Here is a 17,997-nt window from a genome sequence, read left to right on the forward strand (position 1 = left end):
GTATGCCAGAAGCGAACACGCCAGTTTTAGTCGCAGTTTTGAATAATCAAGCAGATTGGCAACGGATTCAGGAGCAGCAGTGGTATCGGGTGCCATTGGCGCATGCCCCACGGCGGATGGCTGCTGGCATCTTGGCATGGTATCAAACCAAGGCGTTTGGCGCTGAGGGCGGTCAAATTCGCTGGTATGCAGAAATTAATCATGTGAGCCAAGCCACCCGCATCCAGCTTATCCCCGAACAGCCTGAGCATCCCCGTGCTCAAGAGCACTACTGGCGGCTGCAAATTGGCGCGTTGCAAAGCTTGCCCCAGCCAATTAAGGCCCAACGTTTTCGGCGCATAACCTTCATTAGCACCAATTGGCAGCAGTTCATTCACGCCAAACAGATCAATGATCTATGGCTAGGTGATAGCTTAATCGAGCAACTAAGTCAACAACTCATCAGCGAGGGTATGAACGTAGTGCGGCGGCGCTTACACGATGGTAATACGCCGCCGCAAGGCACGTGTCTGCTGATTCCGTTGCTCAATCAACTTGAGCTCCAGATTGGTGAGCAAGTTTTACGCTTCGAGCATGAGGATTTAATTTGGGATTTTGCTGGTTGCTTAGCCCAAATTCGGGCTATTCAAAGCCGAAATTAAGGAAAGCTGCGCTTACTGACCAGCAAGCAACAAACGGGCGAGGCGCTCACCGCCAACCAAATCGGCCAAATGGGCTAATTGGTTATCTTCATAGGCTTGATTAAACAGCGCTACATCGAGGGCTAGCACTTTGCGGAAAGCAATAATTGCCTTGGCAGGGTCGCTACTCGTAGCGGAAATCTGCTCGCCACACGGCATAATAATATCCAGCATCGCCAACGGATAGCGCACAGGTAAACCGATACGTACATGAATTTCGCCAATTTTCAAGCGTTGCTGAGCATACGCTTCATCATATGTCCCGCGAAACAAATCGCTAAACCATGTTCCCAGCATACCCGTCAAGCGTTCGACCGAAACGCCATCGAGATATTCAGCGGTCGCGGCGTGACCAAGCAAGCGCTTGTAAAACGCATCGGTAAAATCTTTGGTTTGGGCTTTGGCCTGCTCGTGTAAGCCGCCGAGTAATTGAGCTTCGGCAGCAGAAACATCCATCATTTTGACCAACTCGGTAAGAATGGCCGTGCCTTTCACGCCCCAACTTTGACGATCTGCCATGAGCTATCTCCTTGATTAAGCACTCATCAATTCGGCGATTGCCCGACCAGTTTCCCGCGCTTCAATCCGAATCATGCCAAGGTTGGCTTGTTGGCGCAAAATAATGGCCAAAATCATTTGAGTAGCTACAGGCATAACCAAGAGATAGCCACTTTCGGCGTTTACAATGGCCTCGTTGGCCTTACCAATTTTCAAATCGTTGACCACGCGGGTCGTAACCCCCATCATGGTGGCTGCAATCGCTCCCATGCGGTCGGCATTAACATCAGCCGACATGCGCGAGCTAATCAAAATCCCATCTGAACTAATTAATGCGGCCCCATTAATATCGTTACCGTTATTGGTAACCAATTGGCCTAAAATAGTATTAATTTGTTCCGAACGACTAGCCATGCAAATGCTCCTTGTGAGTTACAGGCGAGGAGGATGAATTTTGGGCTAAAACGTCGATTCGATCTAATAACGTTGAAATAACATCGCTTACCGCAGCATAATCAGTTGCCACGCAAGCGAGAATCGGAATATCGTTTGGTAGCCCTAAACGGCGGCGAATATACGTTGGCGGCAAGGCCCCAGGTAAATCTTGTTTGGTGGCGGCAACCACAAATGGCACGGGGGTCATGGCCGCGAAGCGTTCCAATACCACAATCGTCTCGTTAAAATGGGCTGGGCGACAGCTATCAACTAAAACAATATAGCCCAAACAACCTTCGGCTAAAATTTCCCACATAAAATCAAACCGCTCTTGGCCTGGTGTACCAAATAAGAGCAGCCGTTGTTCGGCATCAATCGTCAACGTGCCGAAATCCAAACCAACCGTCGTATGATGTTTAAGCTCTTTTTCTTCGACGTGGGTCACGGGAACATCAGTATCAACGACATCGATTTCGCTGACCGTGCGAATAAATTGCGATTTACCCGCAGCGTATGCTCCCGTGATGACAATTTTATAATTGACCATTGTTACTCCTACGCACTAGCGCTGGTACGACGCAACCGCGCTTTGATCGCTTGAACCAACCCACGCACGCGATTTTCAACCATATGCTCGGAGTTGGGGGCCATCAAAACTGGGCTAAGCGAACGCTGAGAAACAACAATCTCGCTAGACACCTCCACTAAGTTCAAGGCGATCAAACGGTGCAAGACGGTGAGGGTTTGATCGTAATTCCAACCAGTGGCTTCAACCAGTTCGGCCACACTTAATTCTTGGACCAATTGGCTCAAAATGCGCCAATCTTCGAGGGTCAGGGTGATGTCGCTGGCTTGGCTAAGCTTTGGCACCAAGCGCAAACGCGAGGTTGGCTGAAGTTTGGTCGTGCCAGCCAAGCGTTGTGGTTGGTCGCGGCGACGCAAGCCTTCAATAATCAGCCAATCAATTGAACGTTGAATTTGCACGCTGACCGTTTCTTGTGGGTTGGGTGGCAAAAAGACAAACTGGGCATCATCCCACGCCAGCATATCAAACACCGCTTGTTCACCACACGTTACCCGTTCGTGGGAGGTATTTTTGACCACCCCTGCATTGATAATCGCACCATCAAAAAACCACAACATCGCCTTGAATGGAGCATTCGCAATCAGTAGACGACCAGTTTTGCGCCCATGATGAAATACATGCATCAAATCAATCAATGGCATATCAGCAAAATTACCTTCGAGAGCCATAGCCGTCTCCTTTTTGCGCAGTACAACCAGTCGATGTTGTCTAGGTTTTGTCCATATTCTGTACAAAAATAATACATAACTGGAACAAATATATTTTCTAGCAGGCTTAAGTGCAGGCATCGACGTAAGAAAAATGACAACTCTATTATGGCCGCAACTGGATGTATCCGTCTATGATATGTCAATACTCTTTATGGCTATGCAGGGGTAAGGTGACTATTGGGATGGAAGTACTAGAAGACGTTTCCATGGAGAGGAGCGCAGGTATAACGTGCTAGGTTGATTGAACCATGCCTAAGAGGGGTTTGTCAAGATGGGATACAATAGCCACGATCTGCTGTTTTTTTAGTATTGAGGTTGTTATGGGCTTACATGTATCATCGCATCCATTGGTTTTACATAAATTGGCGTTGCTGCGACGCGTTGAGAGCGAACCAAAGAAATTCCGCGAATTGGTGCGCGAAATCTCGCAATTTTTGGTCTACGAAGCAACTGCTGATATGCCGCTTGCGCCCTATACCATTCAAACCCCGTTGGGTTCGATGGAAGGCCATGCAATTGGGGCGAGAATTGGCTTGATTCCAATTTTGCGCGCAGGCTTGGGCATGGTCGAGCCAGTGATTGACCTCTTGCCAACCGCCCATGTCTGGCACTTAGGCCTGTATCGCGACCATAACTCGCTTGAGCCAGTTACCTACTATAACAAATTGCCAGCTCAACCTGATATTGATGTGTGTTTGATTCTCGACCCAATGTTGGCAACTGGTGGCTCAGCAGTTGCTGCGGTGGATATTTTGAAGGCTTGGGGCGCTGCCAAGATTAAATTCTTGGGGTTAATCGCCGCACCTGAAGGGGTAGAACGCTTGCAAACTGCTCACCCCGACGTGGAAATTCATTTGGCGGCGCTCGACGAACGATTGAACGAGCAAGGCTATATCGTGCCAGGCTTGGGCGATGCTGGTGACCGCCAATTTGGGACGTAGGCAAGAATGCGCATTTTAGTCACTGGGGCAACTGGTTTTTTGGGTTCGCACACCGCTTTGGCACTGCACAAAGCTGGGCATACGGTACTAGGTTTGGGTCGCCGCTGGCAGCAGGTTCCGCAGCTTGTGAACGCTGGCATTCAGCCAATTACTGCTGATTTACGCGAGCGCGAGGCAGTGATTGCAGCCTGCGCTGGTTGCGATCTGGTGGTGCATAGCGGAGCACTTTCTACGCCGTGGGGCAGTCGCCGCGATTTTCAGGCAATTAATGTTGATGGAACCGCGCATGTGCTGGCTGGTTGTGCTGCCCATAATGTTGGACGCTTGGTGTTTATCTCATCACCAAGCGTTCTCTCGAATGGCTACGATCAGCTAGATTTAGTTGATACTGCGCCCTATCCGGCGCGGCCAATCTCGCTGTATTCAGCCAGCAAACAGCAGGCCGAGCAGCTGGTGTTGGCGCATACAACGCCAAGCGTCATTTTGCGGCCTAAGGCGATTTTTGGCGAAGGTGATCAAGCGTTGTTGCCACGAATTATTGCTGCGGCGCGGGCTGGGCGCTTACGTCAATTTGGCGATGGTCAAAATCTGGTTGATTTAACCTATGTTGAAAATGTGGTGCATGCGATTGAGCTGGCGTTAACCGCACCAGCAGCGCTTGGCAAGGCCTATACAATCACCAACGCCGAACATCCGCAACTATGGGCGGTCATTCGGCGCGTGCTGACGGAGTTGGGCGTAAAGAGCGATTTGCGGCCCATGCCCTTGCCGGTGGCATTGCTGATGGCGCGCATAATGGAAACAATCAGTTTGCTGACCCGCCGCGAGCCATTGTTGACGCGCTATAGCGTGCTGGCCTTGGCGCGGAGCCAAACCCATTCGATCGTGGCAGCCCAACACGATTTGGGCTATCAACCCCAAATTAGCCTTGAGCTTGGCATTCAACGCACAATCGCCGCCCTCAAACAGCCAACAAAGGTGGATTAAATGCAGGTTTTCTTGCTGGACACTGGAATTTGCCGCGTGCCCGAATATCATATGTTGCGCGATGGCAGCAGCCAAATTATCGATTGCCATGCAGTTGTGGCCTTGATTGAGCATCCTCAGCGCGGTTGGGGCTTGTTTGATGTTGGGTATAGCCAAGCGATGCTCAGCGCCACCGAGCATTTGCCGTGGTCGCTCTATCGGCGGGCTACGCCACTGCGCTTATCGCCAGCGCTAGAAGTGATCAATCAACTGCCAAACTATGGCTTGAGCGCTGCTGATATTGGCTGGATTGTGCTTTCGCACGCGCATGCCGACCACGTAGCCGCGTTGGCCGATTTTCCAGAGGCCGAGTTGTATCTTTCGGCGGCAGCGTTTGAGTTGGTCAGCCAAGTTCAGGGGATTAATGCCTTACGGCGGGGCATTATCCCAAGCTTATTCCCCCCAGATTGGCACCAACGTCTGCATTTAATTCATGCATTTAACGATCAGCCGTTGTTTGCCTTGGGCAATAGCCACGATTTGTTTGGCGATGGGCTATTGCGTTTGGTTGAATTACCCGGCCATGCGCGCGGCCAAATTGGCATGTATGTTGCCAATCAACGCCCAATCTTGCTGGCGGCAGATGGAGCGTGGCACTCGCGGGCGATTCGCGAACAAGTGCTGCCCCATCCAATCACCTATTTTATGATCGACGATGCCAAAGCCATGGCAACGACCTTGGCGCGTTTGAGTGCTTTTGCCCAAGCCTATCCCGAGGTATTGATTGTGCCTTGCCACTGCCCAGAAATCTATGCTAGCGAGGTAGCCAAGGCATGAGTATCAGCGATATGGTGATTACAGGCGCGTATTTTGGGCGGGCGCGGTGGCGTTGGCGGCTGAATCGGCAGCGCTTGCGGGCTTTTCAAAATGCCAAGGCCCAGCAATTAATTCCATGGGTGGCTCAGCATTCGGCATTCTATCGCCAGCATTGGCATGGCCACGACCTGCGCGATTGGCGCAATTTGCCAACCGTCGATAAACGCTTGATGATGGCCAATTTCCGTGAATTCAATAGCTTGGAAGTGCCAGCAGCAGCGGCCTTCGATTTGGCGCAACAAGCAGAGCAAGAGCGTGATTTTGTGCCGCGCTTGGGCAATGTGACGGTTGGGCTTTCGTCGGGCACATCTGGCCATCGCGGCTTGTTTTTAATAAGTGCTGCCGAGCAATTGTTTTGGGCTGGCACGCTGTTGGCGCGTACATTGCACCAAATCAAGCCAACCAAAATCGCCTTTTTCCTGCGTGCCAACAGCAATCTTTACCAACAATTGGGCGGGCGTTTGATTCAATTTCGCTATTTTGATTTGACTCAAGCGCTTGAGCCGCAACTTGAAATGCTTAATACGTACCAGCCAACAATTATCGTTGCGCCGCCTGCATTACTGCTGCAATTGCTCACGGCAGCGCAAAATGGTGAATTGAAGCATCGACCTGAGCGTATGATTAGCGTGGCCGATGCGTTGGCTCCAGATGAACAAGCGCAACTCAGCACGTTTTTTGGCATTCCAATCGAGCAAATCTATCAAGCAACCGAAGGTTTGCTCGCCATTTCGTGTGCGCACGGCAGTTTGCACATTCAAGAAGATTTGGTGGCGCTGGATTTTGAGGATTTGGGTCAAGACCGAGTTACACCGTATGTCACCGATTTGTGGCGACGCACCCAGCCGATTATTCGCTATCGCTTGAACGATGTGTTGCGCTTGAGTTCGCAGGCCTGCAGCTGCGGCAGCAGCTTCAAAGTAATTGAGCAAATCGAGGGACGACGCGATGATATTTGCTACTTTACGGCCCATGGCCAGCGCCAAGCAATGTTCCCTGATAGCTTGCGCCGCGCCATTCTCCTAGCCCATCCAGCGATTCAAGAATATCAAATCATCCAGCCAGCAGACAACCAACTGCAAATTACGTTGACCGTGGCCAACGCAGTAGATCCTACAGTGGTTAGTACAGCAGTTGAGCAGCAGATTCAGCGCCAGCTAGCAGAATATGGTTGTAGCGATTATCATTTAAGCATCCATTTTGCAGCAATCGACTATGGTACGCTGAATAAACGGCGGCGTGTAATTCGCCAATGAACTATTGTATTTTGGCGCTTGGCTCGCGCGGCGATGTGCAGCCGTTTATCGCTTTGGCGCTTGGTTTGCAGGCTCAAGACCATCAGGTTGTTATCGCCGCCGCCCACGATTATCGGGCGCTGGTCGAAGGCTATGGTTGCCGCTTTGCACCCTTGATTGGCTCGATTCAAGCCTTGCTTGACCCTGAGCAAATGGCAGCGGGCTTGGCAGCAGGTCGCGGTGCAATTATCAAGCAATTTTTGCAACAAACGCCGCCAATTATTCGCCAATTAATCGCCGATGCGCTGGCGGCCTGTCGTGATGCAGATTGTTTGATTGTGGCAAGTTTGGGCATCTGGCCAGCCTTACATCTCGCTGAGCATTTGCAAATTCCAGTGGTGGTGGTGCATATGCATCCGTATGGCGCTAGCAGCCAAACGGCGCATCATTTTATGCCCCAATTGACGTGGCCTGCCTATCGCCGCATGAGCTACCATTTGGCCGAACAGGTGCAATGGCAAGTGCTACGCATGGCCTTCAACCAAGCGCGGCAGCAGATTTTGCAACGGTCAAGTTTGAGCATTGGCCAACTTTGGCAACGCAGTCGCCGGTTTCAGCCGCCAAGTTTGTATGCCTATAGCGCCTTGGTTGCGCCGCCGCCTGCAAATTGGCAGAACGCTGGCTCGATTACAGGCTATTGGATGCTCGAACCAGCATCACATTGGCAAGCTCCGGCAGCAGTGCGTGATTTTCTGGCAGCAGGCCCAGCGCCAATCGCCGTGAGTTTTGGCAGTATGATTCATGGCCAACAGCGCGGTGCGGAATTAAGCCAATTGCTGATTGCAGCCAGCCAAAAAACCAACGTGCGCTTGATTATCAACCAAGGTTGGGGCGATTTGGGCCAAGGTCGGTTGCCAGCTAATTGCTTTGCAGCTAATGGCTTGGATTATGCTTGGCTGTTTGAGCGCGTTGCGGCGGTGGTGCATCATGGCGGCGCAGGCGTAAACGCAACCGCCTTGCACGCAGCCAAGCCTGCGTTGGTCACACCATTTTTGGGCGACCAATATTTTTGGGGCCAACGAATCTACGATTTAAAGGCTGGGCCAGCCCCTGTACCAGCCAATCGATTGCAGATCGATCGCTTGGCGCAGCTGTTACGCAGTCTGATTGAACGGACTGATTATCACCAAGCAGCCCAGCAGATCGCCAGCAAATTAGCCGCTGAGCATGGCGTACAGCAAGCCATCGACTGGCTACAGCAACGGTTTTGAACTTTTTAATTACGAGGTAGTGTTATGCAGTTTCCTCTGCGCATCGCCGGCATCGGCGCTTACGTTCCAGCAACCATCGTTACCACCAGCGACTTAGCCGAGCGCTTTGGGGTTGATCCGAGCATCATTGAGCGCACCACCGGCATTACCGAGCGCCGTTATGCGGTGGAAGAAACTGCCTTGACGATGGCGGTTCAAGCCTCACAACAAGCGCTAGCCGATGCCAAGTACGAGCTTGATAGTATCGATTTGATTGTGGTGGCCGCTGCAGGCATGCATCAATACATTCCATGTACCGCTGCTTTGTTGCAAAAGGCTTTACAAGCGCCAGCTGGCCGGAGTGCATGTTTCGATTTAAATGCCACCTGTTTAAGTTTTCTGTTTGGCTTGCAATTGTTAGCACCCTTGATTGCCAGCGGAGTTTATAAGCGAGTGCTCTTGGTCAGCACCGAACGGGCTTCGGTTGCGCTCGATCCAAACGAATGGCAATCGACAGCCTTATTTGGTGATGCTGCTGCAGCCGTTATTTTAGAGCGTGGCGATGGCAGCAGCAGCCTAGAACATAGCCAATTTACAACATGGAGCAATGGCAGCGATTTGATTCAAATTCGCGGCGGTGGCTCAAACCAGCATCCCAACGCAGCTACTACCACGCCCGATATGAATTGGTTTTCGATGCAAGGGCCGTTAGCGTTTCGCTTTGTGTTCCGCGAGCTTCAGCAATTTGTAAAGCAATTTTTGGTCGATCTTGGCTGGCAAAACCACGAAGTCGATGCCTTGATTCCACATCAAGCCAACCGCCATGCCATTGAGCAAGTGCAAGTTCGCTTAGGCTTTACAGCGGATCAAGTGATTAGCAATTTTGCCAAACGTGGTAATTGTGTTGCTGCCTCAATTCCCTTGGCCTTGGCCGAAGCTGTCGCCGAGGGCCGCATTCAACGGGGCAATCGGCTGGTGTTGCTTGGCTCGGGTGCTGGCATTACTTTGGGCGTGGTGGCCTTGATTTACTAGGAATTGGCGATGGTTGTGTTGATTACTGGGGCTGGCACTGGCCTTGGTCAGGCGCTGGCGCTGGCCTTGGCCAAACGGGGTGCGACAATTATTTTGGTTGGTCGCCGCTCCGCAAAGTTGGCGCATAGTACTGGCTTGATTACCCAAGCAGGCGGCCAAGCTTGGCCAATTGTTTGCGATTTAAGCAATCAGCAGGCGGTGGAAGCACTCGCCAACCAGATTAAACAACGCTATCGGCAGCTCGATTTGGTCATTCATAATGCTGCAATCCTCGCTGGCGGAGCATTTGAACACCTGCCTGAAGAGCAAATTTTACCTGCAATTAATGCCAATTTAGTATCCCCAATTTGGCTTACCCGCCAACTCTTGCCCAAAGCAATCTTGATTGTTGGCAGCACCGTCAGCAGGGTTGCCATGCCCGGCGCAAGCCTGTATAGCCTGAGCAAAGCAGCGCTTGAGGCGTGGGCCTTGGCGCTCGCCGCCGAAACCACAATCAGGGTTGTGCGGGCCTATCCGCCTGCCAGCAAAACCGCCATGACTGCCGCCATGGCCAAACAAAGCGGCCACCGTTTTCCCCTAGCTGAGCCAAACCACGTAGGCGAGCACATTATTCGGCGCTACTTGGCTGGCGAAACCGAAATTATACTGAGTATCAATGATAAGTTAATTTTTTGGCTGCAACGCTACAGCCCAAAACTGCTCCAAGCGTTGCTCAAACGCTTTCATCGACAATTGATCAAGCTTTGGAGCGCCTAGCCCAAGCAATTTGACAAACCCAACCCAGCCGACTACAATTGCCGCCTTGTTGATACTTAATATCAATAAATAATGAAGAAAGGTTTGGCAATGCGGCGTTTTGGTGCTCAGCTTTCAGGGCTGATTCTGCTTCTCCATCTGTTAATCGCCTGTGGATCAACCAGCGAAACAGCTCAAACAACAACATCGACGAATGCAACGACCGAGCAAACGGCCAATTCCAACGGCGTATTGCGAATTGGTACTGGTATCAATTTGCCAGTTGGCTTGGATGTAGCCCAAGGCTCAACTGGCTACAACATGGTGACCTATGGTGCAGGCGAAACCTTGATGCGCTTTACCGCCGATAATAAACTTGAGCCGTGGTTGGCCGAAAGCGTTAGCCCAATCGATGCCACGACGTGGCAAATTAAATTGCGCCAAGGCGTGCGCTTTCACGATGGCAGCGAACTTAAGGCCAGCGATGTGGTTACTTCATTCAATAGCAGCTGGCAAAACCTGAGTGCCGCCAAAAACTTCATTCCTGCAGATAGCAAAACCACAGTGATTGATGATTACACCCTCAACTTGAGCACCAGCCAAGCTGAAGGCAGCGTGCCCTATAGCCTTGCCAACTGGAATTTCGTCATTCACAAGCCTGCGGTCAATGGCGTTTCAGTTTTGACCGGCATGTATCAGCCAATCAGCCTCGAAAAAGACCAAGAATTGGTGCTCGAACGCTTTGCCAACTATTGGGATGGTCAGGCAGGCCTACAAAAAATTAGCGTCAAGAAAATTCCCGATGCCAATGCCCGTTCTTTGGCCTTGCAAAGCGGCGATTTGGATATGTTGACCAACGTCGCGCCGGATCTGGCCAGCGGCCTACCAGCAGATATTGAGCTTCAGAGCGTTGCTGGCACGCGCATGCATTATGTTATGTTAGATAGTGCCTATCCGCCATTCGATGATCGTTTGGTGCGTCAAGCGCTGAGTTTAGCAATTGATCGCAAAGCCTTATTGCAAGCAACGCTTGATGGCCAAGGCGCAGTGGCAACCAACCTCTATCCAGCAAGTGTTGGGATTGAACTGGTCGAAGCCCAAATCTTTGATCCAACCCAAGCTGCCACATTGCTTGACCAAGCAGGCTGGGTTGTGGGCAGCGATGGCATGCGCAGCAAAAATGGCCAAGCGCTCGCCTTTACCCTGCACAGCTACCCGGGCCGGGCCGAACTAACCTTGATGGCAATCGCGATTCAAGCCCAATTGAAAGACCTTGGGATTGCCGTCGAAGTCAAGGAAGTAACCGATATTGGCGAAATCGTCGAAAAAGGCAACTTCAACGCCAGTATGTATTCAATCGGTACCTCGCCAGATCCCCAATACACGGTTGGCACGACGCTGATCAAGGGTGCGGCCTACAACTACGCTGGCTATAGCAACCCAGCGATTGAAAGCGCCTTTGCAGAGCTACGCGCCGAGCAAGATCACGCCAAACGGATCGCGATTGCCAAGCAGATTCAAACCGAGGTCAAAAACGATCCGGTGAATGTGTATCTTGCCAGCCCACCGCTGATTACGGCCTATCGCAAGGGCAGCCTCAGTGGCTATGTGCCCAATCCAAATGATGTCTATTTGATCACCAAGGAATTGAAACTCAATCAATGAGTACGCTGATTCGCCAAATTGCTGGGCGCTTGCTAAGCGGGCTGATCGTCCTATGGATGGTCAGCGTGCTGGCTTTTCTGATTATTCATGCAGCTCCAGGCGACCCAGCCCGAATGCTGTTGAATGCCAATGGCCTTGATGCACCGCCAGTCGAAGCGGTCGAGGCCAAACGCCGCGAGCTTGGCCTTGATCAGCCGTTGCTCAAGCAATATAGCAATTGGATTGGCGGCATTGTGCAGGGCAATTTTGGCAACAGCTACCATTCGGGCAAGCCAGTTTGGCTACTGTATCGTGAGCGTCTGCCAGCAACCTTGCTGATGGCAGGCTTGGCGTTGACGCTCTCGCTGGGCATTGCAATTCCCTTGGGCTTGCTCAGTGCAATCAAACGCCACAGTTTGTTGGATCATGCGGCGCAACTGATAGCGGTCATCGGGGCGGCGATTCCTGGCTTTTGGATTGCCTTGGTGCTGATTTTAGTCTTTGCTGCCAAACTACGTTGGTTGCCAGCCTTGGGGAGCGCCACATTTAAAGGTATGTTGCTGCCAGCAATCATCTTGGCCTTGCCCAATATTGCCCTAACCTCGCGGCTCGTGCGCGCTACGACGCTCGATGTGCTAAATCAACAATACATCGTGACTGCGCGGGCCAAAGGTCGCTCGGAACATGGCTTGTTATTTGCCCATGCCTTGCCCAATGTTGCTGCCAGTTTGATCACCCCCATTAGCCTTGAAATAGCGTTTTTGCTCACAGGAACGGTGATTATCGAGCATGTTTTTGCCTATCCTGGGATTGGGCGCATGGCTGTTGAGGCAGCGTTAATTGGCGATATGCCAGTTTTGGGCTTGGCGGTGTTGATTGCAGGAGGAATCTATGTTATCGCTAACTGGTGCGCTGACCTCGGCATGGCAGCGCTTGACCCACGGCTCCGCCAACATCGCCAAAGCTAAGCAGGATGATGAGCAACGCGCCAAGCAGCAGTTGAGCCGAATTGGTCGCGTGGCTGCTGGAATGTTGCTGCTCATGGTTGTGGCTGTCAGTATTGGGCCATTATTTTGGCAGGTCGATCCGCTGGCGCAACATATTGGGCAACGGTTGAATCCGCCCTCATTGAGCAATCCACTTGGCACCGATCAATTTGGGCGCGATGTTTTAGCCCGAATCTTGATTGGCGGACGTTGGTCGTTAGCGGGAGCGGCCTTGGTCTGTCTTGGCACAAGTTGTTTAGGCTTGGCAATTGGCGCATGCTGCGCCTTGGGGCCGCGTTGGTTGGATTATCTGCTGAGCCGCATGACCGAAACTTTGCAAGCAATTCCGGCAGTGTTATTGGCCTTGGCGCTGAGCGCGATTCTCTCACGCTCGTTTGGCAATTTGCTGCTGGCGTTGGTGCTGACCAATTGGACGTGGTATGCCCGCATGTATCGGGCCTTGATCATGAAAGAATTGGCAATGCCCTATATCGAAGGTGCGCAGGTCATTGGAGTCAAGCCGCTGGCGATTCTAACCCGACATGTGCTGCCCAACCTCTTTGGTGCGCTTGTTGTGGTTGCTACGACCAATTTTGGCAGCGTGATTTTGAATCTCTCGGCGCTCTCGTTTATTGGCTTTGGCCTCAACCCACCAACGCCTGAATGGGGCAATTTGATCAACGAATCGCGGACATTTTTTCAACGTGAGCCACGCCTGATGATCATTCCAGGCTTATGCATCGCCACAACTGTGCTTTGGATCAATCTCTTGGGCAATGCCCTGCGCGACCGCGTAGATCTTGATAAAACGTAGAGAGTGGGGGTTGGGGGTTGGGGATCGGGAGATCGATTTAACACAGAGAAATGATGGCTATTGGCTATGGGAGCAATAATCAAGCTAATCTGTGCAATCTGTGGCTAAAAATACTTATTCGTGCAATTCGTGCAATTCGTGGCTAAAAGTACCCTTTGTGAATCAAGCTTTTAACGCAGAGGCGCAGAGAAAGTATGGCTTTGGGCTATAGCAATAATTAATCTGAGCTAATCTGTGCAATCTGTGGCTAAAAATACTTATTCGTGCAATTCGTGCAATTCGTGGCTAAAAAAATAAAAGAACAGAGAACCTAATCCCAACAATCTGTGTCAATCTGTGGCAAAAAACTTCGTGTTCTTCGCGTCCTTCGCGGTTTCCGTCCTTCCTGCTTTCCCTGCTTCGTGTAACTTCGTGTACCTTCGTGGCTCAAAAACAAACCCCCGCCACCAAAACGGTAGCGAGGGTTCGTAAGCCATAGTAAAAACCTTTTAGTCAAGATATGCTCGGAGGTGTTGGCCAACATTTGGTTGGCGCAAGTGGCGCATTGCTTCGGCCTCGATTTGGCGGGTGCGTTCGCGGGTAATCCCGAATTCGGCCCCGACTTCTTCGAGGGTACGGCGTTTGCCATCGGCCAAGCCATAGCGCAACTGCAAGATTTGGCGTTCGCGGTCGGGCAATTGCGAAAGTGCATCGGCCAACTCATCGTGCAACATCATGCGCGTTGCTTGCTCGAGTGGCGCTTCATCGGTATCGTCGGCCAAAAACTCGCCAACCCGGCCTTGGCCTTCTTTGCCAATTGGTTGCTCAAGCGACACTGGCTGCACCGAAGCATTCAACATGCGCTTGACCTTGCGCAAGCTTACGCCCAAGGCATCGGCCAACTCATCGGGAGTAGCCTCGCGTTGCAGAGCTTGTTCAAGCTGATACGCAACGCGGCGCATTTGCGCGATTGATTCGCTCAAGTGAACTGGCAAGCGAATGGTGCGGCTTTGCTCGGCAATTGCCCGCGTTACTGCTTGGCGAATCCACCATGTTGCATAGGTTGAAAAACGATTGCCTTTGCGATAGTCGAACTTTTCGACAGCACGCATCAAGCCAATGTTGCCTTCTTGGATGAGATCCATGAACGACATATGATTGCCAATATATTTTTTGGCGACGCTGACGACCAAGCGCAAATTGGCTTGAGTTAGTTTGCGGCGGCCTTCATTGCCATAATCAACGCGGCGTTCGAGGGCTTTACGCTCGTCCCACGTTGCGTATTGTTCGGTTTGCAACTGGAGCTCCGCCTTGCGCCCAGTTTCAATTTGTTTGGCGAGGGTAATTTCTTCCTCGGCGGTAAGCAGCTCGACCTCGCCGATTTCACGCAAATACATCTGGACTGAATCTTCGACAGCCTCGGAATAGAGCGTTTTCTTGCGGCGTAGGTTTACTATGGCTAATTCTGCGTCTTCATCATTAAAACCCGGCTCAAGCTCCCAGCCCTCAGGGGCATCTTCAAGCTCCGGTTGGTTTTTTGCTACATTCATCGTTTCATACTTTGTCATCGTCCACGCTCGCTGGGCTACGCCCACTATGGCTCTCGCTGCTGGCGGCGCACGAAAGCTATCTATTGAACCCGCAGGATTCTTTCAATGTACTACGTTACGTCTGGTAAGTTTGGATGTTTGCTGGATTGTGACGGGCCGCTTATCGTTTGGACTAGGCTAAGCAAAAACCACGCCACGAACTGTAATTCTTACAGTTACAGTATAACAAGTATAGTATAGCAAGAGATTCGTCAAGATCAATAAGCCAAAAGGGGTAGTTTATAGATGTTCAAAGTTTCTTCATAGGTTAGGAGTAAAGTGCTAGTGTACAATGGGACTATTGTATGCATTGGGGGATTTATCGAATTGTTAGGTATCAAAAAGTAGCTTGAAATGAGGTCAAATAATAGTTAAAAACTATTGCAAAGGGTATAGCTATCCGCTATAATGCGTTGCGGTCAAAACCGAGGTTCCTTGCCGCAACGCACCTCTGCGGTGATAAAACCATTAGCGATCTTTGTACATGGTGCGAATATAGCGGGTGCTAACTTTCATTCGCTTCATTTGACCATTAACTTCAACCATAGCCCATTGGATATTTGGTTTCCATGAGCGATTGGTACGGTTTTTAGCGTGGCTCACATTGTGGCCGAAGGAGCGCTTTTTCCCCGTCATTTGGCAAACTGCCATGGGCGGACCTCCGTAGTTGAGACTTAAAAAGAGCCACCCTTGGTGGCTGTACCCGCTGACTATACCATAGGACGCGCTCTGATGCAACTTTTTAAATTATGCAAGTTTTCTGGTTGAATGCATAGCAATCACGGCCAATTGAGCTTCAGATTAAAGCCAATTATGGCATATGCTAGCTCTTGCATAATCGAGTATCATACAGCAGTAGCGCGGTTTGTTCCGCGCTATTCTCATCAAAAAACGGACGCTCGTGAGCGCCGACCATCGAACCATCTAGTTGCGAGGACTGTTCGAGTGAACGAGAAAACAAGTCTCGCGAATGTGCGCCAAAACGACGCTGGACGCATCGAGGTACATTCTCGCGCCATTGCTACTGTGGTAGCCGGAGCGGTAGTGCGGTGCTACGGCGTTGTGGGCATGGCCCCGCGCAACTTACGCGATAGTGTCGCCCATGTGTTGCGACCAGAAGATCAATATAAAGGTATTGACGTGCAAGTCAGTAGCGAGGCAATTAACATCGATCTGTTTGTGATCATCGAGTATGGCACACGGATTGCCACGGTTGCCCGTAATATTATGGAAACGGTTCAGTACGCGGTTGTGCATGCACTTGGCGAGGCCAATATTACGGTCAATGTGCATGTTCAGGGCCTGCGAATTGAGCAAGCAGACAAAGAACCAACAAAAGATGCAACCGAAGGCCAGCCCAGCCGCTGGCGACGTTTTGGCGTAATGGGAGGTCTGCGTGGACAGCGCACCGAAGAATCAAATTGATGGCACTCGGCTGTTGGCGGTTTTTCGCGCAGCCGCAGCGTGGTTTAGCCAGAATGTGGCAACTGTCAACGCGCTCAATGTGTTTCCTGTGCCCGATGGCGATACAGGAACCAACATGAACCTTACGCTGACAGCGGCGCTCAAGGATGTGCAGGATGATGCCTCGGTCGCTGTGGTGGCCGAACGAGTCTATCGCGGGGCTTTGATGGGCGCTCGCGGCAACTCTGGCGTGATTCTTTCGCAAATTCTGCGTGGGCTTTCGCAGGGTATGGCAGGCCAGCAGGTTTGCACGCCCGAAATCTTGGTTGCGGCCTTAGAACAAGCCTCAACCACTGCCTACAAAGCGGTGATCAAGCCAGTCGAAGGCACGATGCTCACGGTTATTCGCGAAACCAGCGAAGCTGCACGGGCAGGCTTTAAGCCAGAGATGAACTGGCACGAAGTGCTTGATTTAATTGTTAAAGGTGCACGGGTTTCGGTCGATAATACGCCTAACCTGATGAAAATGTTACGCGATGCTGGCGTGGTCGATGCTGGTGGCGAGGGATTGTATGTGCTCTTCGAGGGCGCGCAGGCATTTGCCCGTGGCGAAAAACTTGAACAACGAGTTGCGCCAGTCGATCAATTGGCCATGGCCTTTGACGATATTCATAGCGATGACGATTTTGGCTATTGCACCAACTTTATGATCCAAGGCGAAGACATCCCGTACGAAGATGTCCGACGCACAATTGCCGAAATGGGCACGTCGGTGGTTGCTGTTGGCGATGAGCGTTTGGTCAAGGTGCATTTGCACACCTTGCGGCCTGGCGATGCGCTCAATTATGCCGTGCAATGGGGCAGCCTTGGGGCGATTGAAATTACCAATATGGATAAACAGCGCAGCGATCTGCATGAGGCCAAAGCCCAACAAGCCAGCCAACCAGCGCGGGTTAAACCCGATGAGCCGGTGAGCGATGTTGGGGTGGTCGCGGTTGCGCCTGGCCAAGGCTTCCGCGAGCTGTTTGAATCGTTAAATGTTGGCGAAGTGGTCACTGGCGGCCAAACTATGAATCCATCGATTCAAGATTTGGTGACGGCAATCGAGAAATTGCCTCAGCCAGCGGTCGTGGTTTTGCCAAACAATAGCAATGTGATTTTGGCAGCGCAACAAGCGCAACAATTAACCAATAAAGTTGTGCATGTGATTCCAACCAAAACTGTGCCGCAAGGCATGGCGGCAATGTTTGCCTTTAATTATGCGGTTGGCGCTGAGGAAAATGTGCAGGCTATGAGCCGCGCAATTAAAGCTATTACCACGGCGGAAATTACGACTGCTGTGCGCGATGCTACCGTAAATGATGTTGAAGTGCGCGATGGCCAAACGATTGGCTTGCTCAACGGCGCACTGGTTGAATCTGGCGATCAGCCCGACGACGTGATTGATCGCATCTTAGCCCGGATGGATTTGGACGACCATGAGATCGTTACCATCTATTATGGCGAACAATGTTCGGCGGAACAGGCTGAAACACTAGCCCACAAAATCAACGCAACCTACCCTGCGCTTGATGTTGAGGTGCAAAACGGCGGACAACCATTTTATGATTACATTCTCTCTGCGGAGTGATACACAG

19 protein-coding genes are annotated in these 17,997 nt (G+C 51.4%); 13 read left to right on the top strand and 6 right to left on the bottom strand.

Translation table 11 applies throughout. The features are described 5' to 3' along the window. The first annotated feature begins 2 nt into the window (after positions 1-2). Positions 3-641: a DUF8743 domain-containing protein gene (locus C5S61_RS10620; RefSeq protein ID WP_110515034.1), complete on the top strand. Its 639-nt coding sequence runs from the start codon at positions 3-5 to the stop codon at positions 639-641. A gap of 12 nt (positions 642-653) precedes the next feature. Here C5S61_RS10620 and C5S61_RS10625 read toward each other — a convergent pair whose 3' ends face one another. Genes C5S61_RS10625 through C5S61_RS10640 form a run of 4 tightly spaced genes read right to left on the bottom strand, consistent with a single transcriptional unit; the run spans position 654 to position 2,867 of the window. Then, positions 654-1,199, bottom strand: a complete 546-nt coding sequence (locus C5S61_RS10625; RefSeq protein WP_110515035.1) for a protoglobin domain-containing protein — start codon at positions 1,197-1,199, stop codon at positions 654-656. Positions 1,200-1,214: 15 nt separating this feature from the next. Further along, entirely contained in the window at positions 1,215-1,592 is a 378-nt protein-coding gene (locus C5S61_RS10630) for a roadblock/LC7 domain-containing protein (protein WP_110515036.1), read from the bottom strand. Then, positions 1,585-2,160: a GTP-binding protein gene (locus tag C5S61_RS10635; protein ID WP_110515037.1), complete on the bottom strand. Its 576-nt coding sequence runs from the start codon at positions 2,158-2,160 to the stop codon at positions 1,585-1,587. Before C5S61_RS10635 ends, C5S61_RS10630 begins: the two co-directional genes overlap by 8 nt. Positions 2,161-2,168: 8 nt before the next feature. After that, complete coding sequence (locus tag C5S61_RS10640) at positions 2,169-2,867, bottom strand: DUF4388 domain-containing protein (protein ID WP_164689356.1); 699 nt, start codon at positions 2,865-2,867, stop codon at positions 2,169-2,171. A 362-nt stretch (positions 2,868-3,229) separates the two neighbouring features. On the opposite strand from C5S61_RS10640, the gene upp reads away from it, so the two are divergent. The 10 genes from upp (at position 3,230) to C5S61_RS10690 (ending at position 13,388) form a co-directional block, all read left to right on the top strand. After that, complete coding sequence (gene upp, locus C5S61_RS10645) at positions 3,230-3,850, top strand: uracil phosphoribosyltransferase (RefSeq protein WP_054537274.1); 621 nt, start codon at positions 3,230-3,232, stop codon at positions 3,848-3,850. A 6-nt stretch (positions 3,851-3,856) separates the two neighbouring features. Continuing rightward, on the top strand, positions 3,857-4,837 hold the full coding sequence (locus C5S61_RS10650; RefSeq protein WP_110515039.1) for an NAD-dependent epimerase/dehydratase family protein: 981 nt from the start codon (positions 3,857-3,859) through the stop codon (positions 4,835-4,837). Continuing rightward, positions 4,838-5,653 carry an MBL fold metallo-hydrolase gene (locus C5S61_RS10655; RefSeq protein WP_110515040.1) on the top strand — a complete coding sequence of 272 codons (816 nt, stop codon included), beginning with the start codon at positions 4,838-4,840 and terminating at the stop codon, positions 5,651-5,653. Beyond that, positions 5,650-6,948, top strand: a complete 1,299-nt coding sequence (locus C5S61_RS10660) for a F390 synthetase-related protein (protein ID WP_110515041.1) — start codon at positions 5,650-5,652, stop codon at positions 6,946-6,948. The genes C5S61_RS10655 and C5S61_RS10660 overlap by 4 nt, the downstream gene beginning before the upstream one ends. Beyond that, complete coding sequence (locus tag C5S61_RS10665; protein WP_110515042.1) at positions 6,945-8,198, top strand: glycosyltransferase; 1,254 nt, start codon at positions 6,945-6,947, stop codon at positions 8,196-8,198. Before C5S61_RS10660 ends, C5S61_RS10665 begins: the two co-directional genes overlap by 4 nt. Positions 8,199-8,222: 24 nt before the next feature. Then, a complete protein-coding gene (locus C5S61_RS10670; RefSeq protein WP_110515043.1) occupies positions 8,223-9,209 on the top strand; it encodes a 3-oxoacyl-ACP synthase III family protein in 987 nt (328 codons plus the stop codon). A gap of 9 nt (positions 9,210-9,218) precedes the next feature. Beyond that, positions 9,219-9,965, top strand: a complete 747-nt coding sequence (locus C5S61_RS10675; RefSeq protein ID WP_110515044.1) for an SDR family NAD(P)-dependent oxidoreductase — start codon at positions 9,219-9,221, stop codon at positions 9,963-9,965. A 90-nt stretch (positions 9,966-10,055) separates the two neighbouring features. After that, positions 10,056-11,609: an ABC transporter substrate-binding protein gene (locus tag C5S61_RS10680; protein ID WP_164689357.1), complete on the top strand. Its 1,554-nt coding sequence runs from the start codon at positions 10,056-10,058 to the stop codon at positions 11,607-11,609. Continuing rightward, positions 11,606-12,556 carry an ABC transporter permease gene (locus C5S61_RS10685; protein WP_110515046.1) on the top strand — a complete coding sequence of 317 codons (951 nt, stop codon included), beginning with the start codon at positions 11,606-11,608 and terminating at the stop codon, positions 12,554-12,556. The genes C5S61_RS10680 and C5S61_RS10685 overlap by 4 nt, the downstream gene beginning before the upstream one ends. Further along, positions 12,480-13,388 (top strand): ABC transporter permease, encoded by a 909-nt coding sequence (locus C5S61_RS10690; protein ID WP_110515047.1) that lies wholly within the window; start codon positions 12,480-12,482, stop codon positions 13,386-13,388. Before C5S61_RS10685 ends, C5S61_RS10690 begins: the two co-directional genes overlap by 77 nt. A 488-nt stretch (positions 13,389-13,876) precedes the next feature. Here C5S61_RS10690 and C5S61_RS10695 read toward each other — a convergent pair whose 3' ends face one another. Together C5S61_RS10695 and rpmB are read right to left on the bottom strand one after the other, a co-directional pair. After that, the gene (locus tag C5S61_RS10695; RefSeq protein WP_054532437.1) at positions 13,877-14,935 is read right to left on the bottom strand and encodes a sigma-70 family RNA polymerase sigma factor; all 1,059 of its coding nucleotides are present in this window, start codon (positions 14,933-14,935) and stop codon (positions 13,877-13,879) included. 489 nt (positions 14,936-15,424) lie between these two features. Further along, a complete protein-coding gene (rpmB, locus tag C5S61_RS10700; protein ID WP_041303856.1) occupies positions 15,425-15,607 on the bottom strand; it encodes a 50S ribosomal protein L28 in 183 nt (60 codons plus the stop codon). A 294-nt stretch (positions 15,608-15,901) separates the two neighbouring features. On the opposite strand from rpmB, the gene C5S61_RS10705 reads away from it, so the two are divergent. Both C5S61_RS10705 and C5S61_RS10710 read left to right on the top strand, forming a co-directional pair. After that, entirely contained in the window at positions 15,902-16,381 is a 480-nt protein-coding gene (locus C5S61_RS10705) for an Asp23/Gls24 family envelope stress response protein (protein ID WP_160319451.1), read from the top strand. Further along, positions 16,353-17,990, top strand: a complete 1,638-nt coding sequence (locus tag C5S61_RS10710; RefSeq protein WP_110515049.1) for a DAK2 domain-containing protein — start codon at positions 16,353-16,355, stop codon at positions 17,988-17,990. Before C5S61_RS10705 ends, C5S61_RS10710 begins: the two co-directional genes overlap by 29 nt. Positions 17,991-17,997 lie beyond the last annotated feature (7 nt).

This window comes from Herpetosiphon llansteffanensis (assembly GCF_003205875.1).
GTDB lineage: Bacteria > Chloroflexota > Chloroflexia > Chloroflexales > Herpetosiphonaceae > Herpetosiphon > Herpetosiphon llansteffanensis.